12 protein-coding genes are annotated in these 18,258 nt (G+C 63.4%); 8 read left to right on the forward strand and 4 right to left on the reverse strand.

Going from position 1 to position 18,258, the window contains the following annotated elements; genetic code table 11:
• Nucleotides 1-5 precede the first annotated feature (5 nt).
• Nucleotides 6-1,625, reverse strand: a complete 1,620-nt coding sequence (locus tag NA645_RS02105; RefSeq protein WP_256047294.1) for an NAD(P)/FAD-dependent oxidoreductase — start codon at nucleotides 1,623-1,625, stop codon at nucleotides 6-8.
• A gap of 198 nt (nucleotides 1,626-1,823) precedes the next feature.
• Nucleotides 1,824-2,555 (reverse strand): carbonic anhydrase, encoded by a 732-nt coding sequence (locus tag NA645_RS02110; protein WP_256047295.1) that lies wholly within the window; start codon nucleotides 2,553-2,555, stop codon nucleotides 1,824-1,826.
• Nucleotides 2,556-2,866: 311 nt separating this feature from the next.
• On the opposite strand from NA645_RS02110, the gene NA645_RS02115 reads away from it, so the two are divergent.
• The 3 genes from NA645_RS02115 to NA645_RS02125 all read left to right on the forward strand — a co-directional run bounded on the left by NA645_RS02115 (nucleotide 2,867) and on the right by NA645_RS02125 (nucleotide 5,201).
• Complete coding sequence (locus NA645_RS02115) at nucleotides 2,867-4,141, forward strand: PQQ-dependent sugar dehydrogenase (protein WP_256047296.1); 1,275 nt, start codon at nucleotides 2,867-2,869, stop codon at nucleotides 4,139-4,141.
• Between the two features lie 75 nt (nucleotides 4,142-4,216).
• Nucleotides 4,217-4,567 (forward strand): c-type cytochrome, encoded by a 351-nt coding sequence (locus tag NA645_RS02120; protein ID WP_256047297.1) that lies wholly within the window; start codon nucleotides 4,217-4,219, stop codon nucleotides 4,565-4,567.
• Nucleotides 4,568-4,742: 175 nt separating this feature from the next.
• Nucleotides 4,743-5,201, forward strand: coding sequence for a DUF1456 family protein (locus tag NA645_RS02125; protein WP_256047298.1), 459 nt, complete (start codon nucleotides 4,743-4,745; stop codon nucleotides 5,199-5,201).
• Nucleotides 5,202-5,610: 409 nt separating this feature from the next.
• On the opposite strand, the gene NA645_RS02130 is transcribed toward NA645_RS02125, so the two are convergent.
• Nucleotides 5,611-5,997 (reverse strand): DUF4168 domain-containing protein, encoded by a 387-nt coding sequence (locus NA645_RS02130; protein WP_256047299.1) that lies wholly within the window; start codon nucleotides 5,995-5,997, stop codon nucleotides 5,611-5,613.
• A gap of 150 nt (nucleotides 5,998-6,147) precedes the next feature.
• On the opposite strand from NA645_RS02130, the gene NA645_RS02135 reads away from it, so the two are divergent.
• From NA645_RS02135 to NA645_RS02150, 4 genes are all read left to right on the forward strand, one after another.
• Nucleotides 6,148-7,635 carry an ATP-binding protein gene (locus NA645_RS02135; protein WP_336605242.1) on the forward strand — a complete coding sequence of 496 codons (1,488 nt, stop codon included), beginning with the start codon at nucleotides 6,148-6,150 and terminating at the stop codon, nucleotides 7,633-7,635.
• Nucleotides 7,622-9,028 (forward strand): sigma-54-dependent transcriptional regulator, encoded by a 1,407-nt coding sequence (locus NA645_RS02140; protein ID WP_256047300.1) that lies wholly within the window; start codon nucleotides 7,622-7,624, stop codon nucleotides 9,026-9,028. Before NA645_RS02135 ends, NA645_RS02140 begins: the two co-directional genes overlap by 14 nt.
• A 204-nt stretch (nucleotides 9,029-9,232) precedes the next feature.
• Nucleotides 9,233-10,198 carry a TAXI family TRAP transporter solute-binding subunit gene (locus tag NA645_RS02145; protein WP_256047301.1) on the forward strand — a complete coding sequence of 322 codons (966 nt, stop codon included), beginning with the start codon at nucleotides 9,233-9,235 and terminating at the stop codon, nucleotides 10,196-10,198.
• Between the two features lie 151 nt (nucleotides 10,199-10,349).
• Nucleotides 10,350-12,899, forward strand: a complete 2,550-nt coding sequence (locus NA645_RS02150) for a TRAP transporter permease (protein WP_256047302.1) — start codon at nucleotides 10,350-10,352, stop codon at nucleotides 12,897-12,899.
• A gap of 135 nt (nucleotides 12,900-13,034) precedes the next feature.
• On the opposite strand, the gene NA645_RS02155 is transcribed toward NA645_RS02150, so the two are convergent.
• Nucleotides 13,035-14,717, reverse strand: a complete 1,683-nt coding sequence (locus NA645_RS02155; protein WP_256047303.1) for a Na/Pi cotransporter family protein — start codon at nucleotides 14,715-14,717, stop codon at nucleotides 13,035-13,037.
• 226 nt (nucleotides 14,718-14,943) lie between these two features.
• Here NA645_RS02155 and recC point away from each other — a divergent pair, with 226 nt between their 5' ends.
• Nucleotides 14,944-18,258, forward strand: coding sequence for an exodeoxyribonuclease V subunit gamma (recC, locus tag NA645_RS02160; protein ID WP_256047304.1), 3,315 nt, complete (start codon nucleotides 14,944-14,946; stop codon nucleotides 18,256-18,258).

Below are 18,258 nucleotides of genomic sequence, written 5' to 3' on the forward strand. Positions count from 1 at the left end.
TTCGGTCAAACCTGCAGATCGGCCAGCATCGCCGTCGCCACCGCTTCGGCGACCTTGATGCCGTCGACGCCAGCGGAAAGGATGCCGCCGGCGTAACCGGCCCCTTCACCGGCCGGGTACAGGCCGCGGGTATTGATGCTTTGCAGCGAGTCGTTGTCGCGCTTGATCCGCACCGGCGATGAGGTGCGGGTCTCGATGCCGGTAAGGATTGCGTCGGTGCGGTCGAAACCGCGAATCTGCTTGCCGAACGCTGGCAGCGCTTCGCGGATCGCCTCGATCACGTAGTCGGGCAGCGATGGCGCCAGATCGCCCAGACGGACGCCCGGCTTGTAGGAGGGCTCGACTTCGCCGAACGCGCTCGAGGCTTTGCCGCGGATGAAGTCGCCCACCAGTTGCCCCGGTGCGCAGTAGTCGCTACCACCCAGCTCGAAGGCGTGCGATTCCAGCTGTTCCTGCAGCTCGACGCCAGCCAGCGGGCCGCCAGGGAAATCCTCTTCCGGGTTGATGCCGACGACAATGCCGGCGTTGGCGTTGCGCTCGTTGCGCGAGTACTGGCTCATGCCGTTGGTGACCACGCGATTGGGCTCGGAGGTGGCGGCCACTACGGTGCCGCCCGGGCACATGCAGAAACTGTAGACCGCCCGGCCATTTTTGGCGTGATAGACCAGTTTGTAGTCCGCCGCGCCCAGCTCGGGATGCCCGGCATATTTGCCCAGGCGCGCGTTGTCGATCAGCGATTGCGGATGCTCGATGCGGAAGCCTACGGCGAAGGGTTTGGCTTCCAGATACACGCCGCGCTCGTGCAGCACGCGGAAGGTGTCGCGCGAGCTGTGGCCGAGGGCGAGCACCACGTAACGGCTGCGAATCTCTTCGCCGCTGGCCATGCGCACGCCTTCGATGCGGCCGTCTTCGATGATGAAATCCACCACGCGGCTGTCGAAGCGGACTTCACCGCCCAGCGCCTTGATTTCCTCGCGCATGGTCGAGACCACACCGGTCAGGCGAAAGGTGCCGATGTGCGGCTTGCTGACGAACATGATCTCGTCCGGCGCGCCGGCGCGGACGAACTCGTGCATCACCTTGCGGCCGTAGAATTTCGGGTCCTTGATCTGGCTGTAGAGCTTGCCGTCGGAAAACAACCCCGCGCCGCCCTCGCCGAACTGCACGTTGGACTCCGGGCTCAGCACCTTGTTGCGCCACAGCGCCCAGGTGTCCTTGGTGCGGCTGCGCACGTCGCGCCCGCGCTCCAGCACGATCGGCCTGAAGCCCATCTGCGCCAGGGTCAACGCGGCAAAAAGCCCGCACGGGCCGAAGCCGATCACCAGCGGACGCTCGCTCAGCCCCTCGGGCGCCTTACCGACGGGGTAGTAGCCGGTATCCGGCGAGATGCGAATGTTGCGGTCATCGGCCAGCCGCGCGAGTAACTGCTCTTCATTCGCCACGTTGGCGTCGATGATGTAGACGAAGGTGATCTCGCTGTTCTTCTTGCGCGCGTCATAGCTGCGCTTGAAGACGCTGAAGTCGAGCAGTTCGGTATCGGCGATACTCAGTCGTGCCACGATGGCCTGACGCAGGGCATCGGCGGAGTGATCGAGCGGCAGTTGCAGTTCGTTGATGCGAATCATGGCGAGTCCTGGCCGGTGGCCCCGGCAGAGGTGGTGACGACAGATCGACCCTGCCTGCGCGAGGCAGGCGAATCGGTGTGATCAAGGGAAGGCGCGCAGTGTAGCCGCGCCGGTTGCGCCCTGTCATTCATGCGCAACCGAACGCTGGACTAACGCCGCAGCGCCCGTCGTGGCCGACCTGCTTGGCTTTGCGGCGGGTTATTGCAGTACGACCCGAGAATTGAGTGGTTGCAGTGGGCGGTTATTAGCGTGGCCTACCGCGTTTTTCAGCGCTTCGATCTGCTGATTGGATGCGACGACGGGCTGTTTCAGTACCAGCCAACGCACGCCCTCGGTGCAAGGTGGCGTGGTGAGCGAGCCGCTGAACCTGTAGTAACTCAAGTCGGCCGGTAGCAGCTCGGTGACGTTCGTCATGGCGGTGATCGGCTGGGTCTCGCCCGCTTTCGGCGGTGTGTCCCACAGACGAGCCAGCGCAGCGTTCTGCTCCCCTTCCTTGAACATCAGGGCTATCACGGCGAGATTGCCTTTCTCGTCGGCGTGCACCAGATGGCCCTCGAGTGGATAGGACTGGCCCTTGATATGGTTCTCGCTGGGCATGTGGAAGTGGAACTGCAGCAGTTCGTATTCGTTGCCGTCGAGTGCCAGCTGGCTCCCGCGCGCGTAGTTCACCTGCACGGTATACCCGGTATTGACCACCTCGCTCGTGCCAGCCTTGTAGTTCAGCCGCAGCGGTGCGAGGTCCGCCTCGACGAGGCCGTCGATATCGATCGGTGTCTGGTTCTTGCCCGAACAGGCGCCGAATTCCGGCGTTAATTTGGCCCAGTTCTCCGGCCCCGCCTCACCGGAATAATCCCAATGAATACCCGGCGTAACGGCGCCTGCGTGGGCGCACGCAAGCAATACGCCCAGACTCAATGCGGCTCTTTTCATACAACTCTCCAACTTCATCTATAGACATGCGAGCCCCGAACGGACGTGGGCGCTCCCGCTCTCTGACAAGGCCAAGCCCAGGTTGCTCGGCTGGCATGCGCAAGTTGGTCGATGCGGCTCGTCGGGAGGCGTGTCAGTCAGCCCAACACGTGGTGGTTCTGGCAAAGGTCCCGTTTGGCGCTACGCTGTGACAGAGTCTCGTTTTTCGTATTCCAGAGTTGGTTGTAAGGCTATCGCTGCGGCCTGGGAGGCGCTGAGCACAACAACAATATCGATCGTCCGCCGAGACGACCCTCGAAGAGGTTGGCCCGATGAAACCTGCATCTTTTACCCTGAGTGCCTTGCTGGTTTGCCTATCTGGAATAGCGCTGGCCGCGCCCACCAGTGACGAAGCGCTGGAACGCATGCGTTCGATGAAGACCACCGGCCAGTCCCTCGATATGAAAACCGTGCCGCAGGACGGCGAGATCGCCGATGCGATTCGGGACAACCTCAAGCGCATCAAGCTGCCGGACGGCTTCAAGATCGACCTCTACGCGGTGGTACCGGATGCGCGGCACATGGCGGTTGGGCCGTCCAGTGGCGTGGTGTTCGTCGGCACCCGCAAAACCGATCTATGGGCAGTTACCGACCGGACCAAGAATCGCACCGCCGATGAAGTCAAACGCTTCGCGCCGGCTATTTCTTTTACTCAGCCGGGCCCGTGCTTCAGTCCTGATGGCTTCCTGTTCGTCGCCGAGCACAACCGTGTGCTGGTGTTTCCCGCTGCCGAGTTCTTTTACGAAGGCCCGGATGTGGCGGCAGACATCGTCGTGCCGACGGGCGAGCTGATTCCGACCGATGAGGAGAGTTACAACCACGGCGCCAGGGTTTGCGCCGTGGGGCCTGATAACAAGCTAACCGTTTCCCTGGGCCAGCCACACAACGTGCCGCCCAAGGACAAGCTCGACCTCTATACCAAGCACGGCATCGGCGGCATCGTGCGCATGGAGCGCGATGGCAGCAAACGCGAGGCCTATGCCACCGGCGTGCGCAACTCGGTGGGCATCACCTATAACCCGACGACTAAGGAGCTGTGGTTTACCGACAACCAGGTAGACGGCATGGGCGACGACACCCCGCCTGGCGAAATCAACCACGCGCCGAAGGCCGGCATGCACTTCGGCATGCCCTGGTATGGCGGCGGTCAGGTACGTACCAACGAGTACGCCGAGGAGACGCCACCGGAGGGCCTGACCTTTCCAGTTATGGAAACCGTGGCCCACGCCGCGGATATGGGGCTGACGTTCTATACCGGCAAGATGTTTCCCGAGAAGTATCGCGGTGGTCTGTTCAGTGCCCAGCGCGGCAGCTGGAACCGCACCGTGCCGGCCGGCGCGCGGGTGATGTTCACGCCGTTCGCCGCCGACGGCAGCGCGCCGTCCGGCGATACGGTGCCTTTCGCCGAAGGCTGGCTTAACGAGGAGACCGGCGAATACTTCGGCCGTATCGTCGACGTGGCCCAGCTGAAGGATGGCTCCTTGCTGGTCAGCGATGACACCGCTGGCGCCATCTACCGTATCTCCTATGACGGCGGCGAGAACTGAGTTACCGAAGCAATCAGGGCTGACCGCGTCGCGCTGTTTGGCGGAGCGGTCAGCCACACGCATCAAGGAAAATTCATGGCATCAGGTAATCGCAACGGATGGCTGATTCACCGGCTCGTCCTTCTCGCGGCGCTGTGCGCGACGACGATGACGGCGCAAGCCGCAGGCGATATTGCAGCCGGCAAAACCAAGGCAAAGATGTGCGCGGCCTGCCACGGCCTCGATGGACTGAGCAAAGCGGCGGACGCGCCCAATCTGGCCGGCAACGGCGAACTCTATCTGGCTGGGCAGTTGAAAGCGTTCCGCAGCGGTGCGCGCAAACATCCACAGATGAGCGTGATTGCCGCAAGTTTGAGCGAGGCCGATATTGCCGATCTGACGGCCTGGTATTCGGCGATCAAGGTCAGCGTGGAATTGCCGCAGTAGCGGTGGTAGCGGATGGGCAGTCGGCTTATGCCATTCGAGCGGCGCTTTCCTGAAAATTTGCGCTATCCCCTATACTCCGCGCCCATCCGAGCCGCCTCTGTCATTGCCTGGATCACAGGATTCAGCGCAATCACCCATTGCCGCGCTCGCTCATACAACGAAGTAAGGAATATCCATGGTCAACAACGATGTGCTGCGCAGCCTGCGCTACATCCTCAACGTCGATGACGCGAAAATCGCCGAGATCACCCGGCTCACCGGCTGTGAGATTCCCGATGCCGAGGCGCAGGCCTATCTAAAGAAGGACGAAGAAGAAGGCTACAAGCCCTGCAGCGACCGGATCATGGCGTATTTTCTCGACGGTCTGGTGATCTACAAGCGCGGCAAGGACGAGAGCCGCCCGACCCCGCCCATCGAGCTGCCGATAACCAATAACATGGTGTTGAAAAAGCTGCGCGTGGCCTTCGAGCTGAAGGAGGACGACATCCATGCGATCCTCAAGGCGGCTGATTTTCCGGTCTCGAAGCCGGAGCTCAGCGCACTGTTCCGCAAGGCTGGGCACAGCAACTACCGCGTCTGCGGCGACCAGCTGCTGCGCAACTTCCTTAAGGGTCTGGCGCTGCGCGGGAAGTGATCGAGCGAGAAGCCGTAACGGCTCGGCCCACCCTATGTCACAGGCTATAGCTTTGTAGGGTGGGCTTTAGCCCACCAATACGATCGCCACGCTCCGGCGTGGACACGCCTTGGTGATACTCCGCGTCATAGCGTCAGTAGTTCAGAACGCAGTAATCGGACGCAGAGCAAGAGCAATCAAGCGCCGTAACTGCATATGTCTGCGGGCGGCCCCGAAGGGTGAGCGCCTGCGTCCCGCTTCAGCCCTCCAATCTGCTTAACGGTGGGCTGAAGCCCACCCTACGTCACTGCCCAACTTCTTCAAAGGCTTGGCGCTGCGCGGTAAGTCAGCGAACGGCTTGCACGCCACGACTTTTGCGGCGCCAAAAAAAGCCCCACCGAGCAGGTAGGGCTGGTTGACGCTGTGAACCTTAGTTCTGCACCATGGCGATGACGCGATCGCGCAGTTGTGGGTCGCTCTGTACGGCCTGGTTGATGGCGTTGTATTCCTCAATGCTGAGGTCGTTGTCCTCGACGCTGCTCATCATTTTCTCATTGGCCTCTTGTTGTAGCTGCTGGGCCTCGGCCGGGTCGCCGGTCTTCTCGAGCTTGGCGGTGAAGTCCTCGCGGATCTCCATGATTTCGCCCAGTGAGTCGGCGAACTTCTCCAGCTTCTGGTCGCTGATGTCTGACGCCTGTATGGCCGGGGCGGGCTGAGGGGCCTGGGTGGCCTGCTGCGCCGACACCTGGGAAGCGCCAGCGACCATGAACAGGGCGGCGAGGCTGGCGGATACAAGGCGGGTTTTCAGCTTGGTCATGTTCGATATTCCTGGCTTCTGAAAGACGCAAGGGAAGGTGCATCACCCGTGCCAAAATAGGCATAACCGTTAATCCTTTGATTCATAAGGACTTATTCCGGCCGTCTTATTTGCATCGACGCTTCGGAGGCTGTTCTGTATCGTGCCGAAATGGCACATGTAGCAGTTTGGCAAAGAACTTCGACCCTACGCGGCGCACTGTTATTGAAGGTCGTGATCCCGCTGGTGGCGATCATGCTCGGCTTCAGTTACCTGCTGTTGTGGACTGTCGAGCGCAACAGCGAGCGGCGTTTGCAGGAAGAGGTCGAGCTGGTGGCGCGGGCGGTTCGGTTGCCGCTTAGCGACAGCTTGGAAAAGCAGCATGACCGCACCTCGCAGCAGGTGCTGGAATCGGTGCTTGGCGTCGGCCGTGTATACGGTGCCTATCTCTATGATCACGAGGGCGAGTTGGTGGCCTTTGCCGGGGCCATCGAACCGGATCAGGACCAATCCTCGATTCAGGAGCTGACCGCCGATGGCAAGCGTCGTGGCGGCTATCAGCGAATCCGTGGGCGCGAGGTGTATTCCTACTTCGTGCCGCTCGAACAGAGCGGCGGGCGCATCAACGGACTGTTGCAGGTCACTCGTCGCGGGACTGATTTCGAGCGCGACACACGCCGGCTGCGCGTGATCGCGGGCATTTCCGCCGCGGTGCTGGCGTTGGCGGCGGTCTGCATCGTCCTGCTCGGTCACTGGTCGGCGATCGGCAGGCATTTGCAACAGCTGACCCAGGGCATGGCGCGGGTTGCTGCTGGTGACCGTCAGCACCGTGCGCCGCGCAGTGGCCCGCAAGAGATCGCGGTGCTGGGTCGCGCATTGAATCAGATGCTCGACAGCATCGCCGATGCCGAACAGCGCATGGCCGAGCAGAAGGCGCGCGAGGCGGAACTCGAAGCCCGCTTGCGGCGCACCCAACAACTGGCCGCGGTGGGTCGCCTGGCAGCGGGTGTCGCCCATGAACTGGGCAGCCCGCTCAGCGTCATCGATGGCAAGGCGCAGCGTGTTTTGCGCAGCGAGCATCTAGACGACGGGCAACGCAAGGGTCTGTTGCAGATACGCAGCCAGGTGCAGCGCCTGAGCCAAATCGTCCGGCAATTACTGGACTTTGGCCGCGCCGCCGGCCTCCCGGCACGACGGATGCCCGCCGATGTACTGGCGCATTCGGCGGCCGCCGCGGTAGCCGACGAGCTGGCCGCGCTGAAGGTCGCACTCCTGCTCGAGGCGCCTGCCGCGGCCTTGCATTGCGAAGTCGATCCGCCGCGCTTCGAACAGGCGCTGACCAATCTACTGCGCAACGCCGCCCAGGCCAGTCCGGGCGGCCGCGTGCTGCTTCGTTGGTGGCGGGAGGACGACTGCCTGCTGTTCCAGGTCGAGGATGATGGCCCCGGTGTGGCCGAACAGCACCGCGCGGCGCTGTTCGAGCCGTTCTTCACCACCAAACCGGTGGGCAAGGGCAGTGGGCTCGGGCTCGCCGTGGCGCATGGCGTGGTGGCCGAATGTGGCGGCCGTATCGAATTGGTCGAAAGCTCGCTGGGTGGCGCGGCGTTTCGCATTTCACTGGCGCTGGCCAAAGAGGAGGATAAGGATGCAGCAGGATGACGGCGCGCCGCAGCGGGTGCTGGTGGTGGAAGACGACGACGGCCTGCGCCAGCTATTGGGCGAGGAGCTGGAAGACCGCGCGCTAACGGTGCACGCCGTGGCCAGCGCCGAAGATGCCGTGCCGCTGCTGGAGAGCTGGGAGCCGGATCTGGTAATCAGCGACCTGCGCCTGCCGGGTGCCGATGGCATGGCGCTGCTGCGGCGGGTCAAGGCGATGCAGGCGGCGCCGGCGTTTCTGGTGATCACCGCGTTCGGCAGCATTCAGCAGGCAGTGGCGGCCTTGAAGGAAGGCGCCGATGAGTTTCTGACCAAGCCGCTGGATCTGGATCATCTTGGTCTCGCCGTTTCGCGTGCACTGGAGACCCGTCGATTGCGCGGCGAGGTGCGGCGCTTTCAGCAGCTGCTCAGCGACGACCGCTTCCACGGCATGCTCGGCCGCAGTCGAGCGATGCGCGAGTTGTTCGACCAGATCCGCCAGCTGGCGCGCGCTGCGGGGCCGGTGCTGGTGATCGGCGAAAGCGGCACCGGCAAGGAGCTGGTTGCTCGCGCCGTGCATGCAGAAAGTGAGCGGGCGCAGCGGCCATTCCTGGCGATCAACTGTGCGGGCCTGCCGGCCGAACTGCTGGAAAGCGAATTCTTCGGTCACGCCGCCGGCGCTTTTACCGGGGCCAGTCGCGCCCACAAGGGGCTGTTCCAGCAGGCCGACGGCGGCACCCTGTTTCTCGATGAAATCGGCGAGATGCCGTTGCCGTTGCAGGCCAAACTGCTGCGCGTGCTGCAGGAGGGCACCATTCGCCCGGTGGGTGGCGAGCGCGAACTGAGCGTCGACGTACGCATCATCGCCGCCAGCAACCGGCCGCTGGAGACGGCTGCCGGCCGCGAGTCGTTTCGCGAAGATCTGTTTTTCCGTCTGGAGACCTTCATCCTTCAAGTGCCCCCGCTGCGCGACCGTGAGGAGGATCGCGAGCTGCTCGCCGCCGGTTTCGTCGCGCACTTCGCTGCACGCGACGGGCGACCCGTGCGTGGCCTGTCGCGCACCGCGCTGGAACAGCTGCGGCGCTATCCGTTCCCCGGCAACGTGCGCGAACTGCAGAACGCCATGGAGCGCGCGGTGACCTTCTGTCATGGGCGTGACATCGAGCTGGAGCATTTGCCGACGCGCATCGCCAGCTATCAGGAAAGCACGCCCGCAACCCGCGCCGACGAACTGTTCGGGCTGATGATCGACGGCCCGCTGCTGCCGACCCTGGACGAGCTGGAAATGCGTTACATCCGCCACGTGCTGGAGCGAGTCGAGGGCAACAAACGTCGTGCCGCAGCCTTGCTCGGGATCGGTCGTCGCACTCTGTATCGGCGCCTGGGTGAGAAAGAGCAGGACCCGGAGGAAGGCTGAGCCGTCAGCGACGCGCACGCTGGAACGCACGCCGGGCAACTGAGTCGAAATCTCCGGTCTCGATGTGCTGGCCGCCCTCGGCGCTTTCACCTGCGTCGCTCACAGCGTTACGTGTGAAACCGATGGCCTGCTAGACTCCCAACTTCTCGCCAAATGCTCACGAGGTGCGGCGAGGCAATCCAACAACCAATAAGGAGTGAATCCATGAAAGGCAAATCCTTGGCATGGATATTTTCCGCCGCTTTGGCGGGGACTGGTCTGAGCGGTGTGGCTCAGGCGCAAGAACAATTCGTGACCATCGGCACCGGTGGTCAGACGGGCGTCTACTACGTCGCCGGTCAATCGATCTGCCGCTTCGTCAATCGCAACGCTGAAGGCGTCAAGTGCAACGCGCCAGCCAGCGGCGGCGGCGTGGCCAACGTCAACGGTCTGCGCAGCGGTGAGTTCAACTTCGGCATCATGCAGTCGGACCACCAGTACAAGGCGATGGAAGGCCTCGCGCCATTCGAGAAGGCAGGCGCGATGGACGACATCCGCGCAATCTTCTCCCTGCAAAGCGAAGTCTTCACCGTACTGGCGCGCCGTGACGCCAACATCAAGGGCCTGGATGATCTCAAAGGCAAGCGCGTCAACATCGGCAATCCCGGTTCCGGCCAGCGCGACACGCTGGAAGAGATCATGAAAGAGAAGGGCTGGGATCAGTCGGTCTTCAGCCTCGCCGCCGAACTCAAGCCGGCCGAACTGGCCAGCGCGCTGGGCGACAACAATATCGATGCCATGACCTATTTCGTCGGTCACCCCAATGGCGCGATTCAGGAAGCAACCACCACCGTAGACGCGGTTCTGGTGCCAATCACCGGCCCGGAAATCGACAAGCTGCTGGCTGAAAAAACCTACTACACCAAGGCCGAAATTCCCGGCGGAATGTACAAGGGCAACGACAGCGCGACTCAGTCGATCGGTGGCAAGGCGGTTCTCTCCACCACGTCCAAGGTTGATGCCGAGATCGTCTACAAGCTGGTCAAGTCGGTGTTCGAGAATATCGAGCGCTTCCAGCGCCTGCACCCTGCGTTCAAGGACCTCAAGCCGGAAGACATGATCAAGGTTGGCTTGTCCGCGCCGCTGCATGAAGGTGCCGAGCGCTACTACAAGGAACGTGGCTGGATGTAACGGCCCGGCAGACCGCAAAGAAATGCTGCGGCCTGCGTAGGTTTGCTGCATCGGTGCGGCGGCCCTTTATCCGCCGCATTCGCCTGAAAACCCGTGAGCCCCGTGCCACGGGTTTTCGTGGTTCCGTTACTTGAAAAACAGGCCTCATTTCATGCAAGACAATCAACTGTCCACTGAAGAGCTCATCGCCAAGGACGTCGGCGCGCGACTGCCCGAAGGCGCCATGGCGAAAATGATCGCGGGCCTAGCCCTGCTCTGGTCGCTGTTCCAGCTTTGGATCGCCTCGCCGCTTCCGTTCATGTTGCGCTTCGGTGTGCTCAACGACACCGAAACCCGTTCCATCCATCTTGCGTTCGCGCTGCTGCTGGCGTTTCTGGCCTACCCGGCGTTCAAACGTTCGCCACGCGATAGAGTGCCGTTGATCGATATCGCGCTGGGCCTGGTGGCCGCTGCCAGTGCCGCCTACCTGTTCATCTTTTATCAGCAACTGGCACAGCGCCCGGGCAACCTGACGACCGCAGACTTGGTCACAGCTTGCATCGGTATTCCACTACTGCTGGAAGCCACTCGCCGCGCGCTCGGCCCACCGCTGGCGATCATCGCGCTGATATTTATCGTTTACAGCCTCGCCGGACCTTACATGCCGGGTCTGCTGGCGCACCGTGGGGTGAGCTTCACTGCGATGGCGAACCACCAGTGGATCACCACTGAAGGTGTGTTCGGTATCGCCCTGGGCGTATCCACCAGTTTCGTCTTTCTCTTCGTGCTGTTTGGCGCGCTACTCGACCGCGCCGGCGCTGGGCACTATTTCATTCAGCTAGCGTTCAGCCTGCTCGGCCACATGCGTGGCGGCCCGGCGAAAGCGGCGGTGGTGTCCTCGGCCCTGACGGGCATGATTTCCGGCTCGTCGATTGCCAACGTGGTCACCACCGGTACTTTCACCATTCCGATGATGAAAAAGGTTGGGTTTTCCAAGGAAAAGGCCGGTGCGGTGGAAGTGGCGTCCTCGGTCAACGGCCAGATCATGCCGCCGGTGATGGGGGCCGCGGCGTTTCTGATGGTCGAGTACGTCGGCATTCCCTACGTGGAAATCATCAAGCACGCCTTTCTGCCGGCGGCAATTTCCTACATTGCGCTGCTGTACATCGTGCATCTGGAAGCGCTCAAGCAGAACATGCAGCCGATCGGCACGCACCAGCCCAGGCCCTGGCTGCGCCGCCTGACGGGTTTTGCCTTCGGTGCGGTGTTGATTTCCGGACTCTCGCTGGCCGTCTACTACGGCCTCGGATGGCTCAAGCCGGTTCTCGGTGATTATGCGCTGCCGGGCATTTCGGTGCTGCTGACGCTGGTTTATCTGGCGTTGTTGAAGATCGCGGCGAGCAATCCGCCGTTGCCAGCCGAAGATCCGGACAAGCCGTTGGAAGAGCTGCCGAATACCCGTGCGGTGCTGCTCTCCGGGTTGCACTTCCTGCTGCCTGTCGTGGTGCTGGTCTGGTGCCTGATGATCGAGCGGCTGTCGCCCGGCCTGTCGGCGTTCTGGGGCACGGTAATGCTGGTGATCATCCTGCTGACCCAGCGTCCGCTGCTCAGCTGGATGCGCCGCGACGGCAGCCACCAGCACGGTGGTTTCATAGACGGCGTGGTCGACTTGCGTGAAGGTTTGATCGCAGGCGCGCGCAACATGATCGGCATCGGTATCGCCACGGCGGCAGCGGGCATCATTGTCGGTGCGGTCTCGCAGACCGGCGTCGGCTTGGTGCTGGCTGATCTGGTCGAAATGCTGTCGATGGGCAACCTGCTATTGATGCTCCTGCTCGTCGCGGTGTTCAGCCTGATCCTTGGCATGGGCCTGCCGACGACCGCCAACTACATCGTGGTGTCCAGCCTGCTGGCGCCGGTGGTGGTGGCGCTGGGGCAGCAGAACGGGCTGATCGTGCCGCTGATTGCCGTGCATCTGTTCGTCTTCTACTTTGGCATCATGGCCGACGTCACGCCGCCGGTGGGACTAGCCTCGTTCGCCGCTGCAGCGGTATCCAAGGGCGATCCGATCAAGACCGGCGTCACGGCGTTTTACTACAGCCTGCGTACCGCCGCGCTGCCATTCCTGTTCATCTTCAACACTGATTTGTTGCTGATCGATGTCGGGCTCTGGCATGGCATCCTGATCTTCCTGGTTGCTACTGGCGCGATGCTGATCTTCGCCGCCGGCACCCAGGGCTATTTCCTGGTGCGTAGCCGCTGGTACGAAAGCGTGATGCTGTTGCTGGTAGCCTTCACCCTGTTCCGGCCAGGCTTCTGGATGGACATGGTGCATGACCCCTATCGCGATATCCCGCCGGCCCAACTGGTACAGGCGCTGGAAATCGTGGACGAGGATAGTCAGCTCCGCCTGCGTATCCGTGGCGAGGACGCGGTGGGCGACACGCGCGAGTTCAGTCTGTTGATGGCGATTCCGGACGGGGCGACCGGCGAGGAGAAGCTGGAAAAGCTCGGCCTGATGACCTATGAGGAAGACGGCAAGGTGCTGGTCGACAGCGTCACCTTCGGCAGTCCCGCTGCCGAGTTGGGCTTGGAGTTCGACCAGGAAATCCTTGCGGTGCGCGCGCCCACCGATCGCTGGGCCAAGGAATGGATGTGGCTACCCGGCTTTGCGCTGTTCGGCCTCATCGTCTGGATGCAAAGGCGGCGTAAGTCGAGCTGATCGACGTGTTTTGCTGAACTAACCCCGGCCATGCCAACGCATCGCCGGGGTTTTTCTGCTTTGCGTGGCCGCTATGTTCATCTGGCGAGCCAGCAGCGATGCCGTTGATGCCGTTCCGTTAGCTTTAGCCGGGCCTTAGGCTGGCTTGCCAGGTGGTTGATGCTCAATGGCTGCATCGCGTGATATTTCTGCCGCGGATCGGCCCTTGCTACCGCCTGGCCCTTCCAGTGCCGCATAAGCTGCGCTGCAGAACAGCGAGTTCAGCCGCTTCATGTCGGCGATCAGTTCCAGATGCGCCGCGCTGGTTTCGATGCTTTCCACCACTTGTTGATGCAGCCGATGCACGTGGGCATGGGCCAGTTCGCGTTCACGCTTGCGGAATTGCCGCTTCTGCTGCAGCAGTTGCCGTGCGCTGTGAGAATCGCCGGACAGGAATACCGACAGGCCGAGGCTCAGGTTGGCACTGAGCAGCGCGTGCAGCTGGCTGAGCTCATCCAGTCCGCTGTCGGAGAACGAGCGTCGCTTGGACGTCTTGATGTTCTGCACTTTGCCGAGCATGTGCTCGATGATGTCGCCGGCCTGTTCCAGGTTGATCGCCAGCTCGATGATTTCTGCCCAGCGCAGGCTTTCCTGCTCGGCCAGATCTTCGCGCGGCATGCGCGCCAGATAGAGCTTCACACCGCTGTAGAGCGCATCGACATCGTCATCCAGACGACGAATTTCCTCGCCCGGCTCCGGTCGGTCTTCGCGTAGCACTTCGAGCAGGCGCGCCAGCATGGTTTCCACCAGGTCACCGATGCGCAGGGTTTCGCGGACGGCGTTGGCCAGGGCCAGGCTGGGCGTGTCCAGAGCGGTCGGGTCCAGATGGCGCGGCTGAGCGATACCGCCATCCAGCACACGTTCCGGCAGCAGGCGCTCGCATAGCCTGGCCATCAGGCCCACCGTGGGCAGCAACAGCACGCAGCGCGCCGTGTTGTAGGCCAGGTGAAAGGCGATGACCTGAGTTTGCGCGCTGTAGCCGAGGGTCGCCATCCACTCGACCAGCATTGGCAGGAAGGGCAATACCACCAGCCCGGCGAGTTTGTACAGCAGATTGCCCAGCGCCACGCGGCGAGCGGATACTGGTTGCGCGGTGGCGTTGAACCAGGCCAGCACGCCACTGCCGACGTTGGCGCCGATGACCACGCCGAGCGCCACCGGCAGGCTGATCAAACCGGCGCTGGCGAGGGTCGCGGTGAGCAGCACCGCGGCGAGGCTGGAGTAGGAGAGCACCGCGAACAGCGCACCCACGACCACCGCAAGCAGAGTGTCGCCGGCCAGCGACGAGAACAACACGCGCATGCCGCGCGCTTCGGTGATCGGCGCGGCGGCCTGGACGATCAGCTGCAGCGCCAGAATGATCAGACCCAGGCCGATCAGAACGCGTCCGAGCTGGCCTGCGCGGGTCTGCTTGCGCGACAGAAACAGACAGACCCCGACCAGCGTGAGCACCGGCGACAGCCATGACAGATCCAACGTCAGCACCCGCGCCATCAGGGCCGTGCCGACGTCGGCACCGAGCATGATTGCCAGCGCCGTGGGCAGCGCCATTAGCCCTTGCGCAACGAACGAGATCGCTAACAATGCCGTCGCGTTGCTGCTCTGTACCAGTGCGGTGACACCGATGCCGGCGGAAAAAGCCATCGGCGCATTGGCCATGCTGTGGCCGAGCATACGCCGCAGATGCGAGCCATAGACCCGCATGATCCCGGTCCGCACGATATGCGTGCCCCAGACCAGCAAGGCGATGGAAGAAAGCAGGTGCAGCAACGTCAACATCAGTGTGGTTCTCCGGCGAGCGGCAACGGCAAGCGTCTGCGCCGAGCGACGCGATACGAATCGAGGGATATCCGGTTGACCTTCGCGCTGTAGTGCCGTTCAAGAAACTGTCATGACTGGCCGGCGCGACGCAGCTTGTCGCGACGCCGGTGCACGATGGTGCAGTCACTCGCTAGCCGGGCGGGTGGTCTGTAACCTACCCACTTCGCTTTTCAATGGTCTGCCCATGCTCAGTCTCTACCACGCTCCCGATCTGGAAACCCTCGGCGAACTGGCGACCACCTTGCTTGCCCAGCCACTGAGCGACCCCTTCGCACCGGCGCTGGTCGTGGTGCCGAGCCAGGGCATGGGCCGTTGGCTGACGCTGGAACTGGCGCGCAAGCAAGGCATTGCCATGCAGCTGGAAATGCAGTTGCCGGCTAAGTTCGTCTGGGACCTGAGCCGCACGGTGCTGGGCAGCCTGCCGGAGCAATCGGCATTTTCCCCTTCGACCCTGACCTGGCGCCTCTATGGTTGGCTGTGCGAGCCGTCCAACCTGGAATTGGCGCCCCGTCTGGCGCAATATCTCGACGGCGGCGACGAGCGTCGGCGGCTGTCACTGGCAGCGAAGATCGCCGACGTTTTGGACCAATACTTGCTCTATCGCGACGACTGGTTAGCTGCGTGGGAGCGCGGGGCGACGTTCGATCTTGGTCCCGATGAAGCCTGGCAGGCGCTGCTCTGGCGCGAGCTGACCAAGGACGGCCATCCGCATCGTGCCCGTCTGCTCGATGATTTGCTGCAGCGGCTCTATAGCGACGAGCCTTTACCCGGCCTGCCCGAGCGGCTGCTGGTGTTCGGCATCAGCAGCCTGCCGCCGCATCACTTGCGTGTGCTCGATGGGCTGGCTCGGCATATCGAGGTGGTGGTCTGCGCGCTCAACCCGAGCCGCGAAGCCTGGGGCGAGATCCGCGATATTCGCGAGCTGGCGCGGCAACCAGAGAGCGGTGTCGATGATTGGTATCTCGATGTCGGTCATCCACTGCTGGCGAGCCTGGGCAAGCAGGGCCGCGACTTCTTCGATTCGCTGTTCAGCCTCGCGACGAGCGAAGGTCGCCAGGAAATCGGCCTGTATTCCGAAGACGCAGATCTGCGCGACGACAGCCTGCTGCACGCGCTGCAGAACGACATCCTGCGCTTGCGCACCCGCTTGCCCGACGAGCGCATGACACTGGCCGAGGATGACCGCTCGCTGGAAGTGCATATCGCTCATTCGCCGTTGCGCGAAGTGGAGATTCTTCACGATCAATTGTTGGCACGCTTCGCCGCCGATCCGGCGTTAAGCCCGGATCAGGTGGTGGTGCTGACCCCTGATATCGAGCGCTACGCGCCCTTTATCGAAGCGGTGTTTGCCCCGCGCGAAGGCAGCCCGCGAATTCCCTACAGCCTCGCCGACCGCAGCCTGCGCGCCGAGCTGCCATTGATCGAAGCATTCCTAGAATTGCTGATGCTGGCGCAGAGCCGTTTCGCCGCCGAGGAAATCCTCGCCTGGCTGGAGCAACCGGCCATCGCCCGTCGCGCCGGGATCGAAAGCGAAGACCTGCCGCTGCTGCGCGACTGGCTGCGCGAGGCGGGTGTGCGCTGGGGCCGCGATGGCAGCCAGCGGGCGCGACTGGGCTTGCCGGACGAATCCGCCTTCACCTGGCGACAGGGGCTGGATCGGTTGCTACTGGGCTTCGCTGCGCCACCGCAACTGGCCGGCGACTCTGCGCCGCTGCTCGGTGAGCATTGGCCGCTGGATGCGCTGGAAGGCGCGCGAGGCCAGCTGCTGGGTCGGTTGGTAGAGTTCGTCGAGCGCCTCGGCAAACTGGCCGATCAGCTGGCCCGGCCACGCCCGCTGGGTGAGTGGGCGGACGACCTGCAAATCTTGCTCGACAACCTATTCGACGAACGCGAGGCCGGCGACACCCTGCTGTTGCTGTCCCAGGCCTGTGCTTCACTGCGCGACCAGGCGCAGGCTGCGGACCTCGAGCGCCCCATCGAGCTGGAACTGGTGCATCAGCAGCTCAGCGCCGCGCTGCAGCAGGGCGGTGGCGCCTCGGGTTTTCTCACCGGTGCGGTGACCTTCTGCACCATGGTGCCAATGCGCAGCCTACCGTTTCGCGTGGTCTGCCTGCTCGGCCTGGATGACGGCGCCTTTCCCCGGCGCACGCCGCCGTCGGGCTTCGACCTGATCGGCCGCCATCCGCGGCGGGGCGATCGTGCGCGGCGACTGGATGACCGTTACCTGCTGCTGGAAACCCTGCTGTCGGCGCGCGAGGCGCTGTATCTGTCGTATGTCGGCCGCGACCCGCGCGACAACGCCGTGCTGCCGCCTTCGGTACTGCTCAGCGAAGTGCTGGAAGCGGTCGACATGACCGCCAAATGTAGGAGCGAGCTTGCTCGCGAATCTGCCAACACCGATGCCTCGCAGCCGATAAAACCCAAGGCCAGCCAGAAGATTCTCATCGCCCATCCGCTGCAGCCCTTCTCGCCACGCAACTTCAACGGCGCGCTCTGCGCCGGCTATTCGCTGCCCTGGTTCCGCGCCGCCCAGCGCCTGGCCGAACCGCCGCGGACACAAGTGCAACCCTTTACCAGTCTGCTTGCCGAGCCCGACGAGGCCTGGCTGACCATCGAGCCGTCCCAGCTGTTGCAGTGCTTCCGCCATCCGGCGCGCTTCCTGCTCGAACAGCGCCTGGGTCTGCGCCTGGCCGATGACCAGGAGGCGCTTGCCAGCGATGAGCCCTTCGACCTGGAAATGCCCGCTTGGAACGGCCTGCGTCGTCTGTCGCTGCAAGCGCTGGAGCACGGCTGGAGCGATGAGGAAGAGCGCCGCATGGCCTGCGCCGCCGGCTGGCTGCCCACCGGCGAGCTGGGTCAGGTGCTGTGGGGCAAGCTGCGCGGTCCGGTGCGGGCATTCGCTCCGCGACTGTTCGAGCTGCGTCCCGAAGAGGTTGCCGAACCGCTGGCCGTGGACATCACCCTGGCCGGCGTGCGGGTGCACGGCTGGCTCGACGGTGTGACTCCGGGCGGGCTGTTCGGCTGGAAGCTCGGTCGCCTCGGCGAATGGGACCTGCCGCCATTCTGGCTGCGCCATCTGCTGCTCAACCTGTCCGCCACGCCGGGTACCGAACGCAACAGCCTGATGCTGTCGCCGGCCGGTGACTGGCAACTGGGTCCGCTGGCAAACGCCGCGCAACTGCTTGAATCCTGGCTGGCCGCCTATCGCTGCGCGATCCGTGAACCGCTGCCGCTGTTGCCGCGCAGCAGCCATGCCTTCGCCAAGAGCTACCGCAAACCGGCCCGTGGCAGCGAACCGCTCGACTGCGCCCGCAAGCGCGCCCGCGAAGCCTGGCTGGGCGCCGAATTCAGCCCCATCGCCGCCGAATCCGAAGACCCCTGGAACGCCCTGGCCTTCCGCGACCGCGATCCCTTGGGCGAGCGTTTCGAAGCCCTGGCCGAACAGCTGATCGGCCCGGCCCTGGATGCCCTGGCCCAGGACGAGGAGCAAGACGCATGA

Source organism: Stutzerimonas stutzeri (genome assembly GCF_024448955.1).
GTDB lineage: Bacteria > Pseudomonadota > Gammaproteobacteria > Pseudomonadales > Pseudomonadaceae > Stutzerimonas > Stutzerimonas stutzeri_AQ.